Source organism: Halomonas sp. SH5A2, from assembly GCF_014263395.1.
Classification (GTDB): domain Bacteria; phylum Pseudomonadota; class Gammaproteobacteria; order Pseudomonadales; family Halomonadaceae; genus Vreelandella.
Map to the genome: position 1 here is coordinate 233,234 of NZ_CP058321.1, position 23,783 is coordinate 257,016.

The 23,783-nt window shown below is 59.4% G+C and carries 19 protein-coding genes, 1 tRNA gene and 1 pseudogene; 17 read left to right on the forward strand and 4 right to left on the reverse strand.

All coding sequences use genetic code 11. The features are described 5' to 3' along the window. Nucleotides 1-98 precede the first annotated feature (98 nt). From HXW73_RS01165 to HXW73_RS01200, 9 genes and pseudogenes are all read left to right on the forward strand, one after another. The gene (locus HXW73_RS01165; protein ID WP_186254522.1) at nucleotides 99-1,079 is read left to right on the forward strand and encodes a tripartite tricarboxylate transporter substrate binding protein; all 981 of its coding nucleotides are present in this window, start codon (nucleotides 99-101) and stop codon (nucleotides 1,077-1,079) included. A gap of 39 nt (nucleotides 1,080-1,118) precedes the next feature. After that, complete coding sequence (locus HXW73_RS01170) at nucleotides 1,119-5,111, forward strand: bifunctional diguanylate cyclase/phosphodiesterase (protein WP_186254523.1); 3,993 nt, start codon at nucleotides 1,119-1,121, stop codon at nucleotides 5,109-5,111. An 80-nt stretch (nucleotides 5,112-5,191) separates the two neighbouring features. After that, nucleotides 5,192-5,305 (forward strand): annotated as a pseudogene (locus HXW73_RS17985) (GIY-YIG nuclease family protein); the annotation flags it as partial. Between the two features lie 117 nt (nucleotides 5,306-5,422). Further along, nucleotides 5,423-6,460, forward strand: coding sequence for a histone deacetylase family protein (locus HXW73_RS01175; protein ID WP_222105035.1), 1,038 nt, complete (start codon nucleotides 5,423-5,425; stop codon nucleotides 6,458-6,460). 72 nt (nucleotides 6,461-6,532) lie between these two features. Further along, nucleotides 6,533-6,868 carry a hypothetical protein gene (locus tag HXW73_RS01180; RefSeq protein WP_186254525.1) on the forward strand — a complete coding sequence of 112 codons (336 nt, stop codon included), beginning with the start codon at nucleotides 6,533-6,535 and terminating at the stop codon, nucleotides 6,866-6,868. A 64-nt stretch (nucleotides 6,869-6,932) separates the two neighbouring features. Continuing rightward, a complete protein-coding gene (locus HXW73_RS01185) occupies nucleotides 6,933-8,624 on the forward strand; it encodes a VRR-NUC domain-containing protein (RefSeq protein WP_186254526.1) in 1,692 nt (563 codons plus the stop codon). Beyond that, nucleotides 8,621-10,945 carry an ATP-dependent DNA helicase gene (locus tag HXW73_RS01190; RefSeq protein ID WP_186254527.1) on the forward strand — a complete coding sequence of 775 codons (2,325 nt, stop codon included), beginning with the start codon at nucleotides 8,621-8,623 and terminating at the stop codon, nucleotides 10,943-10,945. Before HXW73_RS01185 ends, HXW73_RS01190 begins: the two co-directional genes overlap by 4 nt. A 34-nt stretch (nucleotides 10,946-10,979) precedes the next feature. Further along, on the forward strand, nucleotides 10,980-11,762 hold the full coding sequence (locus HXW73_RS01195) for a sulfite exporter TauE/SafE family protein (RefSeq protein WP_186254528.1): 783 nt from the start codon (nucleotides 10,980-10,982) through the stop codon (nucleotides 11,760-11,762). A 121-nt stretch (nucleotides 11,763-11,883) separates the two neighbouring features. Beyond that, nucleotides 11,884-12,831, forward strand: coding sequence for a sensor domain-containing diguanylate cyclase (locus HXW73_RS01200; protein WP_186254529.1), 948 nt, complete (start codon nucleotides 11,884-11,886; stop codon nucleotides 12,829-12,831). A gap of 123 nt (nucleotides 12,832-12,954) precedes the next feature. Here the strand turns inward: HXW73_RS01200 and HXW73_RS01205 are convergent. Together HXW73_RS01205 and ispB are read right to left on the reverse strand one after the other, a co-directional pair. Beyond that, nucleotides 12,955-13,031 (reverse strand) — tRNA-Pro (locus HXW73_RS01205). An 85-nt stretch (nucleotides 13,032-13,116) separates the two neighbouring features. Beyond that, nucleotides 13,117-14,121 (reverse strand): octaprenyl diphosphate synthase, encoded by a 1,005-nt coding sequence (ispB, locus tag HXW73_RS01210; RefSeq protein WP_186254530.1) that lies wholly within the window; start codon nucleotides 14,119-14,121, stop codon nucleotides 13,117-13,119. A 296-nt stretch (nucleotides 14,122-14,417) separates the two neighbouring features. Between ispB and rplU the strand changes: the two genes are divergently transcribed. From rplU to proB, 4 genes are all read left to right on the forward strand, one after another. Next, nucleotides 14,418-14,729 carry a 50S ribosomal protein L21 gene (gene rplU / locus HXW73_RS01215; RefSeq protein ID WP_027337601.1) on the forward strand — a complete coding sequence of 104 codons (312 nt, stop codon included), beginning with the start codon at nucleotides 14,418-14,420 and terminating at the stop codon, nucleotides 14,727-14,729. Between the two features lie 31 nt (nucleotides 14,730-14,760). Next, nucleotides 14,761-15,018, forward strand: coding sequence for a 50S ribosomal protein L27 (gene rpmA / locus HXW73_RS01220; protein WP_085917668.1), 258 nt, complete (start codon nucleotides 14,761-14,763; stop codon nucleotides 15,016-15,018). 178 nt (nucleotides 15,019-15,196) lie between these two features. Next, complete coding sequence (cgtA, locus tag HXW73_RS01225) at nucleotides 15,197-16,381, forward strand: Obg family GTPase CgtA (protein ID WP_186254531.1); 1,185 nt, start codon at nucleotides 15,197-15,199, stop codon at nucleotides 16,379-16,381. Between the two features lie 49 nt (nucleotides 16,382-16,430). Beyond that, nucleotides 16,431-17,570: a glutamate 5-kinase gene (proB, locus tag HXW73_RS01230; RefSeq protein ID WP_186254532.1), complete on the forward strand. Its 1,140-nt coding sequence runs from the start codon at nucleotides 16,431-16,433 to the stop codon at nucleotides 17,568-17,570. On the opposite strand, the gene HXW73_RS01235 is transcribed toward proB, so the two are convergent. Beyond that, nucleotides 17,567-18,553: a DUF1853 family protein gene (locus tag HXW73_RS01235; protein ID WP_186254533.1), complete on the reverse strand. Its 987-nt coding sequence runs from the start codon at nucleotides 18,551-18,553 to the stop codon at nucleotides 17,567-17,569. The genes proB and HXW73_RS01235 overlap by 4 nt on opposite strands. Before the next feature lie 93 nt (nucleotides 18,554-18,646). Next, nucleotides 18,647-19,123 carry a PepSY domain-containing protein gene (locus HXW73_RS01240; RefSeq protein WP_186254534.1) on the reverse strand — a complete coding sequence of 159 codons (477 nt, stop codon included), beginning with the start codon at nucleotides 19,121-19,123 and terminating at the stop codon, nucleotides 18,647-18,649. 138 nt (nucleotides 19,124-19,261) lie between these two features. On the opposite strand from HXW73_RS01240, the gene HXW73_RS01245 reads away from it, so the two are divergent. Genes HXW73_RS01245 through HXW73_RS01260 form a run of 4 tightly spaced genes read left to right on the forward strand, consistent with a single transcriptional unit; the run spans nucleotide 19,262 to nucleotide 23,677 of the window. Continuing rightward, nucleotides 19,262-19,642 carry a PepSY domain-containing protein gene (locus HXW73_RS01245; RefSeq protein ID WP_186254535.1) on the forward strand — a complete coding sequence of 127 codons (381 nt, stop codon included), beginning with the start codon at nucleotides 19,262-19,264 and terminating at the stop codon, nucleotides 19,640-19,642. A 21-nt stretch (nucleotides 19,643-19,663) separates the two neighbouring features. After that, nucleotides 19,664-20,338, forward strand: a complete 675-nt coding sequence (locus HXW73_RS01250) for a response regulator transcription factor (RefSeq protein WP_186254536.1) — start codon at nucleotides 19,664-19,666, stop codon at nucleotides 20,336-20,338. Beyond that, nucleotides 20,335-21,714 (forward strand): sensor histidine kinase, encoded by a 1,380-nt coding sequence (locus tag HXW73_RS01255; protein WP_186254537.1) that lies wholly within the window; start codon nucleotides 20,335-20,337, stop codon nucleotides 21,712-21,714. The genes HXW73_RS01250 and HXW73_RS01255 overlap by 4 nt, the downstream gene beginning before the upstream one ends. A gap of 34 nt (nucleotides 21,715-21,748) precedes the next feature. Further along, the gene (locus HXW73_RS01260; RefSeq protein ID WP_186254538.1) at nucleotides 21,749-23,677 is read left to right on the forward strand and encodes an alkaline phosphatase family protein; all 1,929 of its coding nucleotides are present in this window, start codon (nucleotides 21,749-21,751) and stop codon (nucleotides 23,675-23,677) included. The last annotated feature ends 106 nt before the right edge of the window (nucleotides 23,678-23,783 follow it).

Genomic DNA, 23,783 nt, shown 5'->3' on the forward strand with positions numbered 1-23,783 from the left:
GAAAATGCGGTTGAGGAAAGGCATTAGGCGTTAGCTCAGGCAATGCAGCGGTTGAGTGACGCAGGCAAGCATAACGACTAGCATGGTGGGGAAAAGCGATGGCATTGCCTGGAACAATAACATTAAACCGCTGGTGGCTAGGCTGTTGGCTGTGGGGTTGGCTAAGCATTGCCTGCGCGGATGACGGCTTTCCTGCTTCGGAAATTACCCTGGTAGTGCCCTTTGGAACCGGAGGCGCCACCAATGTGCTGTTTCGCGATATCGCGGAGTACGCTCAAGACTATCTGGATACGCCCATTGTGACGGTCAACATGGCGGGAAGCGGCGCAACCCGTGGCTCCCAGTTCGTCAAAAACGCCCTGCCTGATGGCCATACCCTTCTGGGCAGTCACCAAACCATCGATTTATCCTATTTTGCCGGTCTTGCTGCCTATTCTCATCACGCCTTTTCGCCGATTGCTTTGCTCACTCGAACGGTGAATATCCCTGCGACCTACACCGGGCATGATGCCAAGCGGGCCAGTGATATTGCCATGCTGGTCAAAGAACAACCTGGGAAGCTTAGTTTTGGGGTGATTCCCAGCTCCACTGACCATTTTTTCTGGCTGCATTTTTTCCGTCAGGCCAATATTCCGCTCGAAGCCGTCGAGATTATCCACTATCCCGATACCGGCTCTCAGGTCGAGGCGCTGCTTGCACACGAGATCGATTTTTCAATGCTCAATTTACCATCTGCCGGGCGTCTGTTTGAAGCTGGGGCTTTAACCCCGCTGGGCGTTGCGGGTGAGCAGCGGCTGGCTAGCCTGCCGACAGTGCCTACCCTCAGGGAACAAGGCATCGATCTTGTCAATACCACCAATCGCGGTCTCTTTGCGCCGCCCGGAACGCCGGTCACGGTCCTGGCGAGGCTGGCTGAGGCTTTTGGCCAAGCCATCCAGAACCCTGAGCTGGCCAGTCGGATCGAGAAGGCGCATGGTTCGCTGGTGGATTATCGCCCCCTGGATGACTACGCCCGATATCTTGACGATCAGTACACAGTGCTCCAATCGTTGACCGAGGAAATAGCCTTCTCACGTTAGCCAGTGTGAAGTGAGACACCCATAGGAGAAACTGTCCTCGTGCCGATCAATGCCCGCGACCTTGCGCTAGACACGCTACTAATGATGGCCGCCGCAACCCTGCTTCTGATGGGCGTGGTAGACGTTTTGTATGGCGTGTCTGATACCCACTCGCTGTTTGCCGTTGCCCTGGTGCCGGATGCTGCGCTTGCTACCTGTCTCGCAAGCATTGGTGTGCTGGCCACCCTTCAACGCTGGCGGCGTGTTCGGTGGCTGTGCGCATTGGGGATAATGGGAATATCGCTGTACACCCTTAGCCACAATGCGTCTTCCGGCTCGCTGTTATCCTCCTGGCTAACGGGTCAGGAACGCATGACCAGCCTGGGAGCAGGGGCGTTGTTAGCGGTGGCGCTGTGTTTATGGTGGGGGTGCTCAACTGCCCGGCGGCGTTGGCTATGGCTGGCCACCGGGATTGGTCTATGGCTGTTTGGCGGGCTGCTATTGGCCAGGCTGTGGGTAGGGGTTGAGCTGGATCATCCGATTTTTTCATCGTCGCCGGTGGGCGTGGTGGTTTTCATGCTGCTGCTGGGGGCGGCCAAGATTGGGGTCGCCAGCCGTCGCCTCACCGAAACCCTGCAACTGAGCCGCTTGACAGCGTTGTCCGGCCTGGCGGGGGTTATCGTTAGCGGCGTGGTCTGGTGGATACTTAGTCTGCAGCAGTTCACGACCACCCAGCAGCAAGCCATGTACCTGCTTGATAATGTTCAGATCAATGCCGAGCAGGCGATGAACGCCCGGCTAAGCTTGATGCAGCGTATGGCCGAGCGCATCGATGCGTATCCAGGTGACTTCAACAGCGAGCTGCTGACCCAGGATGGGCAGAGCTATCTGCGCGATACGCCCAGCCTGCAGGCTATGGCGTTAGTGGATGACGACATGCGCACCACCTGGACTCAGTGGCGCACGTCGAGCAGTGGGGAGTGGCTTCAACAACAGCTCGACAAGCCCGCAATACAGGCGTGGCTGGCCGTGCCGTTTAGTCGGGCCCGCCTGATGATCAGCGATCAGCAGATGCCCAGCGCGGCGCTCTTGACGGTGCCGATTCCTCAGCAGGACCAACAGCTTGTGGCCAGCCTTGATCTGGCCGTCATGCTCAATAACGAGCTGCGCCTTGAGCTGGGGCCGTTTCAGGTCAACGTTAGCCGTGACGATAACTCACTGCTGATGCTCCACCCACCTGGGTTTAATGCCGACACAACGTTAAATCCCGATATGGCATTGGCCACCCGTAAGACGGGGTTGCCCGGTGGGGTTAGCCTGGATCTGGAGGCGTTTCCGGGCAGCCATTACAACTGGTATCTGGCGGGCTTCATGCCGGTCATCGTGGCCATGGTCGGGCTAATGTTAAGCGGCCTGCTGGCGTTTTCCCTGGGGCTTGTCGAGGCCATTGTCGCTCGGGCGAGAGAACTTGCCGAGGCGCGTCAAACCCTTGAGGACCAGCAGCATATACAGCGGATGATCGCCCAGGAGGCGCCCCTCGACGATATTCTGGAAAGCCTTTGTCAGTTGCTTGAGCGCCAACTGCCTGGTTCGCTGTGTTCGGTCATGCTGGCGAATAAAGCGAAGACGCACCTTACGTTGGCGGCGGGTAAGCGGTTGCCCGATGTCTACCGAGAAGCTATCCAGAAGGTGGCCATTGGGCCTTCAATGGGCGCATGCGGCAGCGCGGCTTACCAGCGTAGCCAGGTGATCAGTGAGTGCATCGCCAACGATGAGCGCTGGCAAGGGTATCATGACGTTGCCCGGCAAGCGGGATTGGTCGCATGTTGGTCGAGCCCGGTGATGGGCAGCAATGGCCAACTGCTGGGGACTTTCGCGACCTATTCCCACCGACTGAGGGTGCCTACTGAGCAAGATAACTTACTGATCGACAAGGCAGCTGGGCTAATGGCGCTGGCGGTTGAGCGTTTTCAGGTCCGACGCTCGCTCGAGGAAAGCGAGCAGCGCTACCGCTCATTGTTCACCCACCACCCGGATGCGGTTTTTTCGCTTGATGAGCAAGGCCGTTTCGCCACGGCCAATGCCACTTGCGCGACAATTAGCGGCTACGCGGTTGAGGAGATTGTCGGTAGCCACTTCAACTGTTTTATCTACGATGAAGACATCGATTTAGTCAATCAGCGTTACCAATCCGTCATGCAGGGCAGCATCATTCGTTACGAGTTGGTTATCCGTGATCGCGCTGGCGAACCGCATATTATGGACCTGATCAATCTGCCCATCGTGATCGACGGCGAGATTCAGGGGCTTTATGGGATTGCCCAGGAGGTTACCGATAAGCGGCAGCAGGAGTCTCGTCTGCGCACCCTAGAGCGCAGCGTGGAAGCCAGCGTTAACGGGGTGGTCATCGCCGATGCTACGCAGCCGGGGTTGCCGATTGTCTATGCTAATCAGGCCTTTACCGAGATGACGGGCTATGAGCAGGCGGAAATACTGGGCCGCAACTGCCGTTTCCTGCAAGGCGAGGAGACTGACCCAGAGACTGTTGAGAAAATTCGTCAGCGGTTGAGCGATCAGCGTGATATTCATGTGACCCTACGCAATTACCGCAAAGATGGCAGCCTGTTCTGGAATGATCTGTATATCGCCCCGGTGCGCAGCCCCGATGCGCAGTTGACCCATTTCGTGGGCGTGCAGCACGACATCACAGAACACAAAGCCTTCGAGGCGCGGCTAGCCTATCACGCGACCCACGATGACCTGACCCAACTGCCCAATCGTTCGCTTTTTGAAGAAACCCTGATTGATGCCTTTACGAAAGCACAATCGCAGCAACATCGGGTCGCGGTGCTGTTTGTCGACCTGGATGACTTCAAGCCGATCAACGACAACTTGGGGCACGCCGTCGGCGACAGGGTGCTGGAGGAGGTGGCCAAGCGACTGCTCAGCGCGGTAGATGAATACCACCTGGTAGCGCGACTGGGCGGCGACGAGTTCGTCATTCTGCACCCATGGGTCAACGATGAAGCCGATGTGGTGGAGGTTGCCGATCGGCTGCTGGCGACGCTGTCGCGTCCTTATTGTATTGAGGGGCACGAGTTATACCTGACCGCAAGCGTGGGCATTGCCATTAGTGAGGAGGCTTTATTAGAGCCGCAAATGCTGATCCAGCAGGCTGACATGGCGATGTATAAAGCCAAGCAGCGGGGGCGCAATGCTTATCAATGGTTTTCGGCGGCATTTAACGATACCGCCAGCGAGCGGCTGGTGTTGCGCAACGAACTGCAGGAGGCCATCGAGAGCCAGGCGTTTGAACTGTATTATCAGCCGCTGCTTAACCGCAACGGCCAGCTCGTCAGCGTTGAGGCCTTGCTGCGTTGGCCGCACCCGACAAAAGGGTTTATCTCGCCGGCGCGTTTTATTCCGCTGGCGGAAGCCACCGGTCAGATCATGCCGATCAGCGAATGGGTGTTGAACCGCGCCTGCCGTGATATGCAAGCCCTCGCCCAGCAAGGGCGGGGAAATCTGGCGGTGGCTGTGAATTTATCGCCGTTGCAATTTCAGCGCGTGGATTTTCTCGCCACCCTGCAACAGACGCTTTCGGACACCGGCTTGCCGCCTCAGCAGCTGGCGCTGGAGATTACTGAAGGGATTCTGATGGAAAACACCGAGGTCGCCATCGATACCTTGCGCGCCTTGCGCAATATGGATATTCGGGTCTCCATCGATGATTTTGGTACGGGCTTTTCAAGCCTCAGCTACTTGAAGCACCTGCCGGTGAATACGGTGAAAATCGACCGCAGCTTTATACACGAACTGCATCAAAGCGAGGCCGACAGCGCAATCGTCAAAGGCATTATTTCCATGGCCCATCACCTGGGATTGAACGTCGTTGCAGAGGGCGTTGAAACCTCTGATCAGCATCGCCAACTGCTGGACTATCACTGCGATGCCTTTCAGGGCTTTGGCTTGGCGAGGCCCATGCCGTTGGCGAGCCTGGTGACTTTCATCGATTCACTCAACGAGCGGCCAAGCGTCAGGAGCCTGCGGTGACCCAGTCAGTCAATCGCGTGCCTGCGCCTGGGCGCGACGGGTGGTATCTTTATTTGCTTGAATGCCAGCGCGGCACTTACGTGGGCATCACCAATGATTTGACCAGGCGTTACCGCGCCCACGCTTCAGGTAAAGGCGCGCGCTTTACCCGTGCGAACCCGCCGGTGGCCCTGCTGGGTGCACAGCCGTTTCCCGACCGGGCGAGCGCCAGCCGCGCCGAATACCAACTCAAGCGTCTGTCGGCGCAGCAAAAGCGTGCCTGGGCATCAGCTTGGCCAAGCCCAGCCCCTTTGCCGATGGCAGGAGACACCATGCACATTTTTTATTCAGACAAGACCCGCCTGCGACAGGCACGAACGGAGCTCCATGACGGCGCGCTGGTCGCCCCCTTCGAATGCCCCGAGCGCGTTGATCTGGTATTGAAGAAAATCCAGCAGGCGGCAGTGGGCGAACTTTACGAGCCGCGCGCCTATGGCCTGGAGCCGGTGCTGGCAGTGCACGATGCTGACTACGTCAATTTCCTGGCAGACTGCTGGCACGAATGGGTAGCCGCCGGGCACGAGGGGGAAGCAATTCCCAATATCTGGCCTGCGCGCACCATGCGCAGTGACCGTATACCCCGCGTAGTAAGCGCCAAGCTGGGCTATTACGCCCTGGCGGCGGAAACCTCGATTAGCGAGGGCACCTTTGAAGCCGCGATGGCGAGTAAAGACGTGGCGCTAGGGGCTGTCGAACAGACGCTTGCGACTGGTGACCCCAGTTTTGGCCTGTGTCGGCCGCCAGGTCACCATGCCGCTTTTGACCAGTTTGGCGGCTACTGCTTTTTCAATAATGCCGCAATCGCCGCGCAGCGAGCACTGGCATCGGGCAAGCGCCGCGTGGCGATTCTGGACGTGGATTTTCACCATGGCAACGGCACCCAGCAGATCTTCTATGAACGCGATGACGTGCTGTTTATCTCGCTACACGGCGACCCCGAGGTGACCTTTCCTTATTACCTCGGCTATGCGGATGAAACGGGGCGGGGCAGCGGCGAAGGTTTCAACGTCAACTACCCGCTGCCGCCGGGCACGACCGTTGATACCTGGATGGCCACGCTGGATAACGCCCTGGCCAAGATTAAGGAGGCGCAATGCGACATGCTGATCGTGTCGCTGGGTGTGGATATCTTCGAAGGTGACCCCATCAGCGCTTTTACCTTCACAAGCAGCGACTTTAGCTTGTTAGGTCAACGACTTGCACAGGCTGGCCTGCCGACTGTATTGCTCATGGAAGGCGGCTATGCCGTGGACGACATTGGTATCAATGTCGTCAATGTGCTACAAGGCTTTAAACAGGGTATAAGTTAAGACACCAAAAGATGACACTCGAAGCCAATTCGGGCAGTCTGTCGCCCTTTACACAGGGCAGGGAGTACGCGTGTGGCCGTTTACGGCGGTATTCAAGCACATGAGCTGGAGCGTTGGTTAAATGCCTTGACCAACGCTGCCTACGATAGGCGCTGCCCGCTTTCCAAGGTGCACGGTGGCGATGCGCGCGCGCGCGCGGCACGCCAGAGCTTGTTACTCCTGGCCAATGACTATCGAGCCGGTGAGCTCACCCGAGAGGATTGTGCCGCCGATCTGGGGCGCTGGTGCGAAGGCTATCTGAGTGAGGCGGAGTGGTACGTGCTGGTCGGAACCCGCCAAGCGCCCACCCAGCCGCAAAACGAAGAAGAGCGAAGCCTTACCGTGCTTAAGCAGCATCGGGTGGGGTAAACATACCTCCATACGCCATGACGGCAAGACTGTCACAATGGCGTTGCACTGTTACAATGGATAAATGAACAGTGCCCTCGCGACACCTACTGCTTCCCTCGATGACCCTTTCTACTACCTGACGAACTTTCGCTTCGTTCTGGATTGGGTAGGGAAGCGTCATGCTGACCTGCTTTCGGCAGACGAGCATGATTTCCTGGATCAATTCGACAACTTGCCGCGCGCTTCCCAGGCGCTGCTGGTGCGCATGGTGATGCGCAAAGGCGAGCTGTTCCGGCTCAGCAAACTCAACTATGCCGAGATTGGCGACAGCGCGACGGCGATAGCGCCCTTGATCGCGCTGGATTGGGTCGATGATCAGCCAGCGCTGGGGATTGACGAGCTGTTTAATCAGCTGCGCCTGGCTGAACTTCGCCACATTTTAGCCGACGAGATACGCGCCGCTGGGTTAAACGCGTCGAGCGCTAAAACGGTACTTTTCGACACGCTGGCAAGCCGGTTCACAAAAGCTGTTCCTCTTCAGACTTGGTGGCCCGACGCATCTGACCGGGTGGTGCGCCTCACCGTGATGAATATTTGCGACCGGCTGCGCCTGATGTTCTTTGGCAACCTGCGCCAGGACTGGGCGGAGTTCGTTTTAACCGAATTAGGCCTGCAGCGGTTCGAAGCGGTTCCCTTTACGCCGCAATCCCGCGCTTTCCAGACGCGTCAGGAAGTCGATACCTACCTGGCGCTCCATTATTTGCGCCAACGTCTCGATGAAGGCGAGCTTCCCGCCGAGCTTCATCCTGAAGTACCGCCGCCGTCGGATAACCGCTGGCTGGCCACGCGGCGCGCACGGCTGTTGTTGCAGTTGGGCCGCGAGGCGGAGCGGAATGGCGAATCGGCGCTCGCGCTGACGCTCTATGGCGAAGCGGGCAGTAGTGAGGCGCGCATTCGCCAGCTGCGGGTACTGGAGCGGCTGGGCGAGCACCAAACAGCATTTGAGCTGGCCACCCAAGCCCTCGAGAGCAGCCCCAACGAAACCGAGCGCCAGGCGCTGGCGCGGATTCTGCCCCGTTTGCGGCGGCGGCTTAAACTGTCTGCTGTGCCGAGCGACATTGAGCTGGCCCATGAGCGTTGGGATCTCACACTGCCGGGGCCGCAATGTGTCGAGCGGGCGGTGGCTGAGGCCCTGAGTGAACCTCAAGCGCCGGTCTGCTATGTGGAAAATAGCCTGATCACCGGGCTGTTTGGCCTGCTCTGCTGGCCCGCGATATTTGCGCCGTTGCCGGGTGCTTTCTTTCATCCCTTTCATCATGGCCCCGCAGATTTATACCGCGACGATTTCGTGGCGCGGCGGCGTGAAGCCTTTGGTGCCTGTCTGGCGCGTCTGGAAGACGGCAGTTATCGCGAGGTGATTCAGGCGACCTGGCAAGAGAAGTTTGGTCTTGCATCGCCCTTTGTCCACTGGCCAATTGTCGATGAGACGCTTGTCGAGCTGGCGCTTGAGTGTATCCCCGCTGGACACTTGCGGGCCTGTTTTGAGCGGCTGCTGGGGGATCTCAAGGCCAACCGCGCCGGGCTGCCGGATCTGATTCAGTTATTGCCCGATGCCCCCGCGGACAAGCCGCGCTACCGGATGATCGAAGTTAAAGGCCCTGGCGATCGGCTACAGGATAACCAGCGCCGCTGGCTAACGTTCTTTCACCGTCATGAGATCCCCGTCGCGGTATGCTACGTCCGCTGGGCGGATAGCGCCGAGCCAGCGTCATGAGGGCGACCTATCGGGTAGCGGTGCGGGCGCTGTGCGATTTCACCGCCCGGGAAGGCGATCTCGACCACCGCTTTACCCCTGCGCCCAGTGCTCAGGAAGGCATACAAGGGCATACGCTGGTGGCCAGCCGCCGCGGGGCAGACTACATAGCCGAACTGCCGCTGTCAGGCACCTTCGAGGGGCTGACGGTGACGGGGCGGGCCGATGGTTTTGACCCCATGGCCAACCGTCTGGAAGAAGTCAAAACCCACCGCGGCAGCCTGGAACGCATGGCCGATAACCAGCGCGCGCTGCACTGGGCGCAGGTGAAAGTCTACGGCGCGCTGCTGTGTGCCGAGCGCGGCCTGGAGCACGTCACCTTGACGCTGGTGTACCTGGAGATCGCCAGCGGTAAGGAAACCTTGCTTAGCCAGGAAGCGTCCGCTACCGAATTGCAGGCGTTTTTTACCGCCCAGTGCCAACGCTTTCTCGCCTGGGCGGAGCAGGAGGCCGACCATCGCCAGCGCCGCGACAGCCGCCTACAAACGCTACGTTTTCCTCACAGCACGTTTCGTCCCGGCCAACGCGAGCTCGCTGAAGACGTCTATAAAGCCACCAGTACCGGGCGCTGCCTGCTTGCTCAGGCGCCCACGGGCATTGGCAAAACGGTGGCGACGTTGTTCCCCATGCTCTCGGCCATGCCGCGCCAGCAACTCGACCGTATCGCCTTTCTCACCATGAAGACCCCCGGTCGCCGTTTGGCGCTGGATGCGCTTGCCGCCCTGCGCGCTAGCCAGGGCGAGGAAGCCCAGCCGCTGCGGGTGCTGGAACTGGTGGCCCGCGACAAAGCCTGCGAATACCCTGACCGCGCCTGCCACGGCGAGTCGTGCCCGTTGGCGGCAGGCTTTTACGACCGCCTGCCAGCCGCCCGGCAAGCGGCAGTCGAGCAAGCCTGGCTGGATCGCGAGGCGCTGCGGGAAGTGGCGCTCGCCCATGACGTGTGCCCGTATTACCTGGGCCAGGAACTGGCGCGCTGGACGGACGTGGTCGTCGGCGACGTTAACCACTGGTTCGACAGCCACGCGCTGCTGCACGGCCTGGCCCAGGCCAACGACTGGCGAACGGGCGTACTGGTCGATGAGGCGCATAACCTGGTGGAGCGCGCCCGCGGCATGTACAGCGCCGAGCTCGACCAGCAGCGCCTTAACCGGGTGCGCCGTGCCGCGCCGCCAGCGCTTTCACGGCCTTTAAACCGTTTAGCCCGCCAGTGGCAGGCATTGTTTAAAGATACATCGTTTAAAGACACGTCGCTTAAAGATACGGGGCTGGATGCGGTAGGCGAACCGGGCAAGCCAAGCTACCGGCTGCTCTCGGCGCTGCCCGACAAGCTGGTGGCCGCCGCTCAGCAGGTGGGGGCTTCGGTGACCGATCACCTGGGTGAGCACCCTGAAGACGCCAGTCTAGAACTCCAGGAACTGCTGTTCGAAGCGCTGGCGTTCTGCCGCCTCGCCGAGCGTTTTGGCGAGCATTCGCTGTGCGACCTTACCCGCTACGGGCGGGGGCGGGCGGTGCTGGGACTCCGCAACCTGATTCCCGCTGATTTTCTGGCCCCGCGCTTTAACGCCGCACACTCGGTGGTGCTGTTCTCGGCAACGCTTACGCCTGGTCACTACTATCGGGACCTTCTCGGCTTGCCGGAAAAGACCGTCTGGCGCGAAGTAGCATCGCCGTTTGCCGCCCGCCAGCTTGAGGTGCGCATACGGCGCGATATTTCCACCCGGTTTCGTGATCGGGATGCCTCCATCGAGCCCATTGTCGCCACCATGGCGCAGCAGTATCAGAGCAGGCCGGGCCACTACCTGGCGTTCTTCAGCAGCTTTGCCTACCTGGCGGCGGCGCTGGCGCGGTTTCGTGAGTCGCACCCGGAGGTGCCCGTGTTCAGCCAAACCCGGGGGATGCCGGAGGCGCAGCGCGAGGCGTTTCTGGCGCGCTTTACCCTCGGTGGAAAAGGTATCGGCTTTGCGGTGCTGGGCGGTGTCTTCGCGGAGGGCATCGACCTGCCCGGCGACCGGCTAATCGGCGCCTTTATCGCCACCTTGGGGTTGCCGCCGTTTAACGACTTCAATGAAGCGCTGAAAGCGCGTTTGGGCGCGCGCTTTGGCCAGGGTGACGACTATACCTATCGCATACCCGGCATGATCAAAGTGGTGCAGGCCGCTGGCCGGGTGATTCGCAGTCCAGAAGATGAAGGCGTTGTGGTATTAATGGATGATCGATTCGCGCAAGCCAATGTAAGTGCGCTATTCCCTTCCTGGTGGGAGGTGGAGACGATGACCCAATAACGGCTTTCAATAACGACGATGGTTAGGCAAACCAATGACGGATCTACTCTGGTACCAGTATGCGCTGATCGGGCTGATTTTTGCCTGGAGCGGTTTTGTCAGGACGAGCCTGGGCTTTGGCGGCGCTGTGCTGGCGTTGCCCTTCTTGCTTTTAGTGACCAATCAGCCACTGGTTTTCCTGCCGATTATTGCCATTCATCTGCTGATTTTCTCCAGCTGGATTGCCTGGCGCGGGCATCGTCAAGTGCAGCAAGAGGGAGCGGGAGGTGCTGCGCCGCAGAGTAATATCGATTGGGGCTACCTAACCAAAGCCCTAAAAATCATGATTATCCCCAAGCTGATTGGGGTGGTGGGGCTGTTAACACTGCCGGCTAACGTGATGACCAGCATTATCTTCGGCATCGTGATCATCTATGCCATTGGCTACGTGCTCAACAAGCCGTTCAAGAGCAAGAACAAGTACGTGGACTATGTGTTGCTGGCGCTGGGCGGCTATGTCAGCGGCACCTCGCTAATTGGCGCGCCACTGATCGTGGCGGTGTTTGCCACTCACGTTGCCAAGGAACAGCTGCGGGATACCCTCTTTGTGCTGTGGTTTATCCTGGTGGTGATCAAGATGGTGTCGTTCGTCATCGCAGGCGTCGACCTTCAACTGATTCACCAGCTGTGGCTGCTGCCCTGCGCCTTTATTGGCCATTTGCTCGGCGAGAAGGCCCACCGCTATATGCTCAAAGCGGACACCGGGCTGTTCTTTCGTGTGTTGGGGGCCGTGCTGATTCTGGTCAGCGTGGTAGGGTTGATCCATCCACCCGGGTAGCCGGGCAGTGTCAGCGTCAAAAGTATTGATAGTGCCGACCCATGGTTAATTGAATAGGCGTGCTAACGCCTATCTGTTATTGCTGGCAATCTGACTAAATAGCGGCAGAGGGCAGTTTATTGTGGCGTTTTCGTCGAATGATAAGACAGACCTACTGGCGGATATCTTGCCGGTGACGGCCCGCCTGTTTGATAACAGTGACGCAGCCGTTTCCCTGTTTGATGATCAGGACCGGCTGCTTTATGGCAATGACCCCTATTATGACCTCATCTGCCATACCCCGGGCACGCACCCTACTTGGCCGGATATCGTTCGTGACAACTACGTCAAGGGGCACGGGCTGATTGTTGAGACAGATGATATTAAATTGTGGATTCGGACGGCGCTTTCCAAGCGGCGCACGCAACATTACCGCCAGTTTGAAGTTGACGCATGGGATGGCCGCTGGCTGTTGATGACGGAGACCCTGGTTTCAGGTGGCGGCCTGCTAAATATTGGCGTGGATATCACTCAGGCAAAGAACATAACGACGGCGTTAAAGCAGGAATACCAGAATGCATTGGTCAAAGCGGAAACTGACCTGCTGACAGGTATGGGCAATCGCCGTGCCCTGGAGCGATTGCGCAAGATTCTGGTAAGTAAGGGACGCCACTTCCAGGTGACAGCTTTGATGATCGATATTGATCAGTTCAAACCCTACAACGATACGCTGGGGCATTTGCAGGGTGACCTATGCTTGCAGCAGGTGGCCGGTATAATCCGGAGTGGCCTTAGGGAGGGCGAGGCCTATCCAATAAGGCTGGGTGGTGACGAATTCTTGGTTCTGATGCTGGATGCATCACTGTCACTCGCTCAGCAGGTGGCCCAGCGAATCAGAAATCGTTTGTCTGCAAGTGCCATCCCGCACCCCGCTACAGACTCTGGTCTGGTGACCCTAAGCATGGGCCTTGCCAGTCGGGATATTGGAGCGTCTGAAAGTCTTTCATCGCTGCTCAAGGATGCCGATGATGCCCTTTACAAAGCGAAGCGTGACGGGCGCAACCGGATCCTGTCAGTTCCTGACGCCTGATAAGTTTCCGACAGTATGTTCGTTTTCGGACATTTCTAGGCTGGTCAATGCCGTAGAAGCGCCCACCCAACAAAAAACGGCCACCTGCTCTAAGAGCTAAGTGGCCGTTTTTAATGATGTTCTTGGTCGGAATAGCAGGATTCGAACCTACGACCTCTGCCTCCCGAAGGCAGCGCTCTACCAAGCTGAGCTATATTCCGATGCGTTGCCGATGGTGCGGCAACGGAGAGGCATAATACGTAGCCAAGTGGTTTTTTTCAAGTCTTGCCAGGCCTGAAAACGCAATTATGTTTGCCGCTCGACGGCCAGGCGAGCGAGCTCTGCCATCGTGTCGCGGTAGGGACTGGGAGGCAGTGCGTCAAGCTGGGACAGCGCTTTATCGGCCATTTCTTCGGCCCGCGCACGAGTGTAATTCAGAGCGCCTGTGGCGTGCACAATGTCGAGCACCGCGTCGAGCTGTTCGAGCCCGCCCTGGCGGATGACCTGGCGAATCAGCTTGGCCTGCTCGGGCGTGCCTTGTTCCATGGCATGGATCAGCGGCAGGGTCGGCTTGCCTTCGGCCAGGTCGTCGCCGACGTTCTTGCCCATGGCTTCGGCGTCGCCCTGGTAATCCAGCAGGTCATCGATCAGTTGAAACGCCAATCCCAGATAACGCCCGTAGTACTGCAGCGCCTGTTCCTGTTCGGGGGTGGCTTCAGCAAGTACTGCGCCGCTGTGGGAAGCGGCTTCGAACAGCATGGCGGTCTTGCCGAGGATGGTGTCGAAGTAATCCGCTTCGGAAATACTCGGGTTGCCGATGTTGGTCAACTGCTGCACTTCGCCTTCAGCGATGACGCAGGTGGCGCCGGAAAGAATCGCCATGATGCGCATCGAACCGACGTCGACCATCATTTGAAACGAGCGCGCGTAGAGGAAGTCGCCAACCAGTACTGAGGGCGCATTGCCCCAGGCGTCGTTGGCGGTTTTCTTGCCCCGGCGCATGTGAGACTCATCGACCACATCGTCGTGCAGCAGCGTGGAGGTGTGCATGAACTCGATCAGCGTGGCCAGCGGGATATGCTTGTCGCCGGTGTAATCCAGCGAACGCGCGGCCAGCAACGCTAGCAGCGGCCTCAAGCGCTTTCCGCCACTCTCGGTGATGTACTGGCCGATGGTTTCGACCAGCGGCACTTTGGAATTGAGCTGGGCGACGATGGTCCGGTTAACGGCATCGAAGTCATCAGCTACCACTGCGTGCAGCGGTGAGGGCGTGGAGCTGGCAGGCTGGGGTGATGAGACGTTAGCGGTCATGGAATGTTCGTCGCGGCAGATGAAGGCGGCATATGCCGCGCTAAGTTGAAGCCATGCTATGGGGCTGTCCGTTGGGCGTCAAGGCGCCTGCGGGTGTGTGATACCCTATCATCTGCAATGGCGCAATAGGTCTTGTGGCAAAACGCAAACATCGTTATAATCCGCGACCCACTCATCATGCTCCCTGTCAGATGGCTGCCAAAAGGGGCGCCACTCGCCGCAGGTCGACAAGAGCGATTTCTGATGAGCGCCGTTTTCGGTGATCAAAGCGGCAATATTGACGTCCGGAGAGAGACATGTACGCAGTTATTAAAAGCGGTGGCAAGCAGTACCGCGTTCAGGAAGGCCAGACCCTCAAGCTTGAAAAGATCGAAGTCGCCACTGGCGAAACGATCGAGTTTGACCAAGTGCTGCTGGTAGCCGACGGTGACGACGTCAATGTCGGTGCACCGCTGGTTGGCGGTGCAAAAGTGTCTGCCGAGGTGGTTTCCCACGGCCGCGGCGATAAGGTGACGATCATCAAGTTCCGTCGTCGTAAGCACAGCATGAAGCGCCAGGGCCACCGCCAGTGGTTTACTGAAGTCAAAATTACCGGAATTTCCGCGTAAGCGGTCAATTCCCTTTTAGGAGGATTTTGCAATGGCACATAAAAAGGCAGCTGGCTCCACGCGTAACGGTCGCGATTCCGAGTCCAAACGCTTAGGTGTGAAACTCTTTGGCGGTCAGGCAGCGAGCGCAGGCAGCATTATCGTTCGTCAGCGCGGCACGCGTTTCCACGCCGGCACTGGCGTTGGCCTGGGTCGTGACCACACGCTCTTCGCTTTGAACGAAGGCTTTGTGAAGTTCGAGACCAAAGGTCCGCACAACCGCAAGTTTGTTAGCATCGTTTCTGAGTAAACGGCTAGCGTTGCGCTCGTAACGGCTAGAAAAAGTTACGAGAAAAAAGCCCCGCCATGGCGGGGCTTTTTTGTCGGTTAACCCCTTTTTCCAATACGCTTTTCCATCATGCTGGTGGAATAAATGATTGGAAAAAAGTAGCGCATATCAGGGCGGCGAAAGCGGCCGGGAGAAACCAATGCAGTTCGTCGATGAAGCCTCCATCATTGTTGAGGCGGGAAAAGGCGGCAATGGCTGTCTCAGCTTTCGCCGCGAAAAGTACGTGCCCAAAGGCGGCCCTGATGGGGGCGACGGCGGCCACGGCGGCAGCGTTTACCTGATCGGTGACGATGCGCTGAATACGCTGATCGACTTCAAGTACCAGCGTTTTTACAAAGCCGAAAACGGGCAGGGCGGCATGGGTCGCCAAATGAGCGGCAAAGCGGGTGAAGACCTGCACGTCAAAGTGCCCGTGGGGACGACAGTAATCGACGAAGATACCCTCGAAGTGATTGCCGATGTGACCGAGATTGGTCAGGTCGTGCTGGTGGCCGAAGGTGGCCGCCGTGGGTTGGGTAATATCCACTTCAAGTCGTCCACCAACCGTGCGCCCAGGCGAACCACACCGGGCACCGAAGGCGATCGCCGCAACCTGCGCTTTGAAATGAAAGTCATGGCGGATGTGGGGTTGCTGGGTATGCCCAACGCGGGCAAGTCGACGCTGATTCGTTCGGTATCGGCGGCCAAGCCCAAGGTGGCCAACTATCCGTTTACCACCCTGGTGCCTAACCTGGGCGTGGTGAAGCTGGGTATGCACGAGCATTTCGTCATGGCTGACGTGCCGGGCCTGATCGAAGGCGCTTCCGACGGCGCGGGGCTTGGGTTGCGCTTTTTGAAACACCTGACCCGTACACGGCTGCTGTTCCATGTGGTCGACGTGGCGCCGTTCGACGAGTCGGATCCGGTCGAGGCGGCCAAAGCGATCGTTCATGAGCTGGGCCAGTTCTCACCGGCGCTTGCCGAGCGCCCCCGCTGGCTGGTGCTCAACAAGTTCGACCTGCTGCCGGAAGACGAGCGTGAAGCGCGCGCTCAGGCGATCATCGACGCCTTGAACTGGCAAGGGCCGGTATTCCGCATTTCGGCGATCAGCAACGACGGCACCGACAAACTGGTACAGGCGGCCTATCGTTGGCTCACCGAACAGCGCCGTCTGGAGCACGAAGACGAAGAAGCCCATGCCCGCGAGCAGGAAATGCGCCGCCGCATGGAAGAAGAGTCCGTCGCGCGTACCGAAGCGCGGCTGGGCCGTCGCCGTAAGCGCGACGATGATGATGACGACTTCGACGACGATGATTACGACGTGGACGTTGAATACGCCCCTTGAGACGCATTGGGGCATTCTGGGTAGCTAACATGGTCAGGAGTAGGGCGACGTGCTAAGCAACGAGTCGGTGCTAGACAGGGCGGCGCTAAGTCGTGCCCGCCGCGTGGTCGTCAAACTGGGCAGCTCGCTGTTGACCAACGACGGCCGTGGCCTGGATGAAGTAGCCATCGGCCACTGGGTCGATCAGATTGCGGCCTTGCACGAGCGGGGCATCGAGGTAGTGCTGGTGTCGTCTGGTGCCGTCGCGGCGGGTATGGTGCGTCTCGGCTGGCAGGTACGCCCCAGCGCCGTGCATGAATTGCAGGCCGCCGCCGCGGTGGGCCAAAACGGCCTGACCCAGTGCTACGAGCAGCACTTCGCCCGCCACGATATGCTTACGGCGCAGATTCTGCTGACCCACGACGACCTCTCCAACCGCAAACGTTACCTCAATGCGCGCTCGGCGCTGCGTACTCTGGTGGAAATGCGCGTGGTGCCGGTGATCAATGAAAACGACACCGTCGTCACCGACGAGATTCGCTTTGGCGATAACGACACCCTGGGCGCTCTGGTTGCCAACCTGCTCGAAGCTGACGCATTGCTGTTGCTGACCGACCAGGAAGGTTTGTTCGATGCTGATCCCCGCCACGTTCCAGGTGCACAGCTGATTGGCGAGGCCCGGGCCGACGACCCGCGCTTGGTGGCCGTTGCCGGTAGCGGCGGGTCGCTGGGGCGGGGTGGCATGACCACCAAGGTGCGCGCTGCCCAGTTGGCGGCCCGTTCCGGTGCGGTCACGGTGATTGCCGGTGGCCGACAGTCCGATATCATCACGCGGGTCATGGCGGGCGACGCGCTGGGTACGCTGCTGCGCCCGGAGCAAGCCCCCATCGCCGCACGCAAGCGCTGGCTGGCGGGGCAATTACAGGTACGCGGTACACTGGTGCTCGACCCTGGCGCGGTCAAGGTACTGCGCGATAAAGGTTCCAGCCTGCTGGCCGTTGGCGTGCGAACTGTCCAGGGCAGCTTCAAGCGTGGCGATATGGTGGCCTGTGTCGATGATCAGGGCACGACCGTGGCAAAAGGATTGGTCAACTACGGTGCCGATGAAGCCCGCCAGCTAGCGGGCAAGCCAAGCCATCAAATTGAAGTCATCCTGGGCTACGTGGAAGCCCACGAACTGATCCATCGCGATAACCTGGTGGTGGTTTAACGCGATTGCAAAGGCGGTGGCAGAGGTACCTGGCGCGGCCAGTTATCGGGCACGATAAACAGCCGCTCGCAGCGCTGCGTTGACGGCAGATACATCATGACCTGCTGCGGTTGATGCTGGGCCATCGCCAATAATGGCATTCGTAATTCTGACGCTGGCTTGAAGGCTTCAAACGGTGGCGGTGCCAGCCAGTGCGGTTTTTCGAGCCAGGCCACCAGAAAGTCAGCGGGTAGCGTCGCGGCAAGCGCTGGCCAATCACGAACGTGGCACCAGCATCCTCTGCGGTGCTCGGTAGTGGCCCCTTTCGGCGATGGCATGGGCGCATGCCACGGATAAAACAGCACACCCGGCATGGCCAGCCGCTGGGTTAGCTGCTCGCCCAGACCTGCCTCTAGATGGCCTGTATCCCGCGGTGCTAGCCAATAGGCGAGTGTTTCCAGCGCGGGTATGGTCGAGGAAAGTGGCAACTGATGATGCTGCAAATGGCGGTATTTCAGTGCCAAGCTATCCAGCCCGCCCGGGCCTATCCAGCGGCTCTGGCTGGTAGCCTCTCCCGGCCCTTCGGGCAAGCCCAGATAAAACTTGATCGCCACTTCCAAATGCACCGGTGCCGGTTGATCCCGCCTGCGGTAGAGCATATCCAGCTCGCCCAAGGTGATGCGCTTGCGGGTAATCCGCACGTTATGGGCCAGCAGGCGCGTATTGGGCGCGCGGTCCAGCAGCCAATGCCATAGCTGTTCATGATAGTGGCCCATGCGGCTAGCTTGGCGACCATTGCGGGCCAGCTCAGGTATCGCCAAACCATCCAGCCAGGCTTCCAGGGCGTCACTTAGCCCCAGCTCGGCCAGGCTTGGGCGGCCTGCGAATGGGCTGGATGGCGGAAATGCCACGATATCCGGTGTCACGACCAGCCAGGCGAGGTCACGTAATAATGCGTCATGGTGTGCTGACGCCACACCTTCCAGATAGCTGGGCGGCTTCAAGCGGCATTCATCCTGGCGTCAGAGACGCAAAAAACCGCAGGCTCCCAGGTCGGGAGCCGCGGTGTCGTTTGCGCCTTGCTAATGGGACAGGGTTTAATCGCGGTCAACCTCACTCACTTGCCCAGTGCCTTGGCGCAAGCTGATTTCGATTTCACGGTCGTTTTCATCGCGCCCTTCAATCTCGATAACGCCGCTTTCGTCGATATCGATATCTTCAAACTCGACCATGCCTTCCTGACTGGCGACGTCCAGTGCCTGGCGAATATCGTCTTCGCTCATGCCCCAGGCACCGGTAATCAGCCGCTCGCGTTTTTCTTCCAGTGTTTCGCCATCGTCTAGTGAAAAGTCCACATCGGCGTACCATTCATCGTCCAGCCAGCCTTCGACTTCTGCGCGGCCACGGCTCTTGATGCTGACTTCTTCGAAATGCGTAAAGCCGTAATCATTGGCGTGGGTCAGCACCTCGTCAATCCGATCCATCGCCAGAGAATCCGCCTGGGCAGTGCCTGCTGCCGCAACAAGCAGTAAAGCAGAGGTCGGGATGATCAGCATTTTTTTCATCGTATTCATGGTTAATTCCTTCTTTCCATTCAGGGTAGTAAACGGCATTCTGCGAATGCGACAGTGACGTTATACCCCCACTATGCTTTCCTTAAGCTGACAAAGCGGTTCATCTAGCGTTCATGTTGACTTTGGCATGCTGTGATAATGAAACATGTGACTTCCTTCCTGACAACGCGGCAACGCCGTAATACGCCGCTGACTCTGCGCCGCTTGATGCTGGGTGGGGTAATGGTGCTTGGCCTGGTCGCGGGTCAGGCATTTTCTGATTCCTCGTGGGAAACGCTGCACGGCGAGGTCCGCGAAGGTGATGTGGTACCGCTGGAAACCATTCTCGACTGGTTGGAGGCCCGCTATATCGGCGAAGTACTGGAAGTTGAGGTCGAGCGTGAAGGTAACTACGTCGAGTATGAAATCAAGCTGCTCGGTCCGCAAAACCAGGTGGTGGAGTTTGAATTTGATGGTCAGACCGGGCAGCTTATGAAGATGGAAGGCGTGCGGATCAACGACATGCGCCGCCCACAGTAAAGGGCAAACAGTGGTGAGCCGATGAAGTGTTTGTTGGTAGAGGACGACCAGGCGTTAGCCCGCGAGCTGGGCCAGGCTCTACGCGATGGTGACTGGCTGGTCGAGCATGCGTTCAACGGCCAGGAAGCCGATTTTCTGGTACGCACCGAAGCGTATGACAGCTTGATTCTGGACGTTGGGCTGCCCGATGGGGACGGTATTCGCTGGCTGGCGGCGTGGCGGGAAGACGGCATTGATTTGCCGGTGCTGATCTTAACCGCGCGTGAGCGTTGGGCCGATAAAGCGGCCGGTTTTTCCGCCGGGGCTGACGACTACGTCACCAAACCGTTTGAATCCGCTGAAGTTCTATTTCGCCTGCGTGCGCTGGTACGCCGCAGCCACGGGCACGCGCACCCGGTGCTCAGGATGGGTGAGTTAAGCCTGGATACCCATACCCAGCACGTGGCGTTAGCGGGCCGCCCCGTGTCGCTGACCGCCCAGGAAACGCGACTGTTGAGCTATTTGATGCATGCCGCTCCCCGGGTGGTGAGCCGCACCGAGCTGTCCGAACACGTCTACGACCGTGACCATGAACCCGATTCCAACGTAATTGATGTTCAGGTCAGCCGATTACGCCGCAAGTTAGGCGCATGGCGCATTGCCACCCAGCGCGGCCAGGGCTACCGCCTGATGGCCGAGGAGCCTGCGGCGGGATGATGCCCTGGCCATATTGGCAAGGCCGCTTTGCGCGTCGCTCAATCGCCAGCCGTCTGTTGGTAGCGACCCTGGTGATCGTCATCGCCGGGCTGCCGGTGGCGGGGTTCTTGCTGTCCCACCACTACCGCGAGTCGGCGACGCAGGCCTTCGATGATCGCCTGGAAGCGTTGCTCAATGTGGTCATCGCCGGGGTCGCCTTTGATCGTATTGAACAACGGCTGACCTTTGATCGAGATCTGGGCGATCCGCGTTTCGACCAGGTGTACTCCGGCTGGTATTGGCAGATGACCGATGGTCAGCAGCACACGCTCACCTCGCGCTCGCTATGGGATCAGCGTCTGCCAACCCACGACAATGAGGCGCTGAGCGCCCGAACCATTGACGGCCCCCGGGCCAGCTCGTTGCGCCTGGTCGAGCGCGATATCCAACTGGCACCGCTGGAGCAACCGCTGCATATCAGCGTTGCCGCCGAAGACCAGGCGTTGGTGGACAATGTGCGCCAATTTCAGCAGTGGTTATGGGGCGGTTTAGTCGGCTTGGGAGCGCTGCTGTTGGCGGTGCTGGCGCTACAGATTCGCTGGGGGCTGGCCCCATTGCGACGCATGCGGACCAACTTGCGCGAGGTGGAAAACGGCGAGGCGCAGCAGTTGGATACCCGGTTGCCCGATGAACTGGCCGGCCTGGCCGCCACCATGAACGCCGTACTGGCTCGCGACCAACGCTTGATTGAACGTGGCCGCCATGCCGCTGGCAACCTGGCTCACGCGCTGAAAACGCCGCTCAGCGTGTTGCGCCTGCTGGCTCGTCAGGCGCCGGCCGAGCAGCAGAGCGCCTGGGAGGCGGAACTGACGCGAATCGACAGCGCCGTGCGCCACCATTTGGCACGCGCCTCGGCAGCCGGTGAAGGCGGCAGGGTAGCGCCCGTGTCGCTCGACGACGCCCTGACGCCGCTTATTACTGGACTGGTAAGGTTGGCCCAGCGCCGCGATATCCACCTTCAGCATACCCTGCAACGCGATATTCAAGCGCACATGGATGCTCAGGACGCCCAGGAGATCGTCGGCAATATCCTGGATAACGCGCTGCGTTGGGCGAAGGGCGAGGTTATCTTGACTCTGGAGGCACAGGGCGAAAACCTCCAGTTGTATGTCAGCGACGATGGCCCCGGAATGTCCGCCGCTGATTGCCAATCAGCGCTTCAGCGGGGCAAACGGTTGGATGAGAAGCGTTCGGGCAGTGGTTTGGGACTTGCCATCGTTACTGATCTGGTTGCCCTGTATCGCGGCGATATGCAACTTCAGCGGTCCACCTTGGGCGGGTTAGCGGTCACCATCACACTGCCCGTCGTCGTGGTGCGCCGCTCGGATAGTCGCTAATGAGCATGAACGCCGATAAGCCAAGGAGCCATCAATGAGCCACCCCGCGGCAGCCCTCCCGGATGTATTGGTTGGCCCCATTCTGCGTCGCATCACCCCCTCTCGGTGGGTGATGTGGTGCCTGACGTCACAGCCGCTGACCATGTCGCTGGTGCTGCATCCCGATGGGCCGCAAGCGCAGACGTATCCGCTCGCGGATTACCAGCAATGCCTGCCGGTCGGGCAATATGCGTTTATCCATTTGATCGATGTGCCGTTGGCGAGTCCCTTGCCCTGCGATGAGCGTATTGCCTATGACCTGCAAGTGCAGCAGCGCGATGGCGGTTACCAGTCACTGCCCGAATGGGCGCCATGGTTATGTTACGACGGCCAGGACTACCCGGGCTGCGTTATCGCCTCGCGGCATCATCGCTTGATGCACGGCTCCTGCCGCAAGCCTCACCACGATAGCGCCGATGGTTTGGTGCGCGCCGACCAGTGGTTGGCCGAACGTCAAACGACGCCAGGCGAATGGCCCGCGTGGCTGCTGATGACCGGCGATCAGGTGTATGTGGATGACGTGGCGGGGCCGATGCTGCGCGCAATACATGCCTTGATACAACGCCTGGGGCTGGTCGATGAGTATTTGGAAGGGGCGACGATTAGCGACAGCCAGGCGCTCTATTCGTCCCCGGACAGCTACTACCAGCGCAGCCAGTTGCTACCTGATACCACCAGCAACGTGGCGTTACGCGAACGCTTCTTTGGCGGCGTGAAAAAGCCCGTCTTTACCTCGGCCAATGCGCAGAATCACCTGATGACGCTAGGCGAAATGCTGGCCATGTATTGCCTGGTGTGGTCGCCCGCGGTATGGCAGATCATTGCGCCCACTCAGCCACCACTGGGTGAGCAGGACGCCGCGCTTTATCAGCAGGAGCAGTCCGTGATCGAGGGATTTGTGGCGGGGTTGCCGCAATGCGCGCGCGCCATGGCGCATTTGCCCAGCCTGATGATCTTCGACGACCACGACGTGACCGACGACTGGAACCTGACCGCCGAGTGGGAGCGCAGTGCCTATGGTCACCCGTTCTCGAAGCAGATTATTGGCAACGCCTTGATCGCCTACCTGCTTTGTCAGGGGTGGGGTAACGCGCCAGAAAAGCTTAACCCGCTGATTGATGAGACCGCGGCGATGCTTGAGTCGGTAGACAGCGCCGGCTATCTCGCCAACGTGGCCCAGGACGGGCTGATTGACCGCCTGCTGGCGTTTCAAGGGTGGGCCTTTCAGGTGCCGGGCACGCCGCCGTTGATCGTGCTGGACACGCGGACGCGCCGTTGGCGTAACGAGCGACACCCGCAACGCCCTTCCGGATTGATGGACTGGGAGGCATTGATCGAAATGCAGCAGGCGCTGATCGGTGCGCCCAGCGCGGTGATCATTTCACCCGCGCCGATGTTTGGCGTCAAACTGATCGAAGGCATCCAGAAGCTGTTTACCCTGATCGGCAAGCCGCTGATGGTCGATGCCGAAAACTGGATGGCGCATCGCGGGGCCGCGAACGTGCTGCTGCAGATTTGGCAGCATTCCAAAACGCCCGGCAACTACGTGATTCTCTCCGGCGATGTGCACTATTCCTTCGCTTACGACATCGTGGTGCGCCACCGCAAGCATGCGCCTAGGCTGTGGCAGATCACCTCCAGCGGGGTCAAAAATACCTTTCCCGATTCGCTTTTGGATACCTTTGACCGGCTCAATCGCTGGCTTTATGCCCCCTGGTCGCCGCTTAACTGGTTCACCAAGCGCCGCAAGCTGAGTATTCATCCCCGCGACCCCGACCGTGCAAGCGCCGGGGAACGACTCTGGAACGCCAGCGGTATCGGGCTGGTGACCCTCGACGAAGACGGCTGCCCGGTCGATATTCGCCAGTTGGACGCCAGTGGCGGCGAAGCCTGCTTCCCACCGCCGGATATACCGGCGCGTTAGGATTCGTAAGCGGCGCCAACCGCGTATCACATTACCTTCGTCAAAACGTCACTAACGGGTCATCTAAATGTCCCGCCCCTGTCATCTGAGAGCGTCACTATCGTTG

Bases quoted from the DNA above. Each gene is read 5' to 3' on its own strand.
- HXW73_RS01245 (WP_186254535.1), top strand. From the start codon at position 19,262: ATGAAACATGTGACTTCCTTCCTGACAACGCGGCAACGCCGTAATACG.
- HXW73_RS01260 (WP_186254538.1), top strand. From the start codon at position 21,749: ATGAGCCACCCCGCGGCAGCCCTCCCGGATGTATTGGTTGGCCCCATT.
- HXW73_RS01190 (WP_186254527.1), top strand. From the start codon at position 8,621: ATGAGGGCGACCTATCGGGTAGCGGTGCGGGCGCTGTGCGATTTCACC.
- HXW73_RS01185 (WP_186254526.1), top strand. From the start codon at position 6,933: ATGAACAGTGCCCTCGCGACACCTACTGCTTCCCTCGATGACCCTTTC.
- HXW73_RS01250 (WP_186254536.1), top strand. From the start codon at position 19,664: ATGAAGTGTTTGTTGGTAGAGGACGACCAGGCGTTAGCCCGCGAGCTG.
- HXW73_RS01255 (WP_186254537.1), top strand. From the start codon at position 20,335: ATGATGCCCTGGCCATATTGGCAAGGCCGCTTTGCGCGTCGCTCAATC.
- ispB (WP_186254530.1), bottom strand. From the start codon at position 14,121: ATGACCGCTAACGTCTCATCACCCCAGCCTGCCAGCTCCACGCCCTCA.
- HXW73_RS01165 (WP_186254522.1), top strand. From the start codon at position 99: ATGGCATTGCCTGGAACAATAACATTAAACCGCTGGTGGCTAGGCTGT.
- HXW73_RS01195 (WP_186254528.1), top strand. From the start codon at position 10,980: ATGACGGATCTACTCTGGTACCAGTATGCGCTGATCGGGCTGATTTTT.
- HXW73_RS01240 (WP_186254534.1), bottom strand. From the start codon at position 19,123: ATGAATACGATGAAAAAAATGCTGATCATCCCGACCTCTGCTTTACTG.
- rpmA (WP_085917668.1), top strand. From the start codon at position 14,761: ATGGCACATAAAAAGGCAGCTGGCTCCACGCGTAACGGTCGCGATTCC.
- rplU (WP_027337601.1), top strand. From the start codon at position 14,418: ATGTACGCAGTTATTAAAAGCGGTGGCAAGCAGTACCGCGTTCAGGAA.
- HXW73_RS01175 (WP_222105035.1), top strand. From the start codon at position 5,423: ATGCACATTTTTTATTCAGACAAGACCCGCCTGCGACAGGCACGAACG.
- cgtA (WP_186254531.1), top strand. From the start codon at position 15,197: ATGCAGTTCGTCGATGAAGCCTCCATCATTGTTGAGGCGGGAAAAGGC.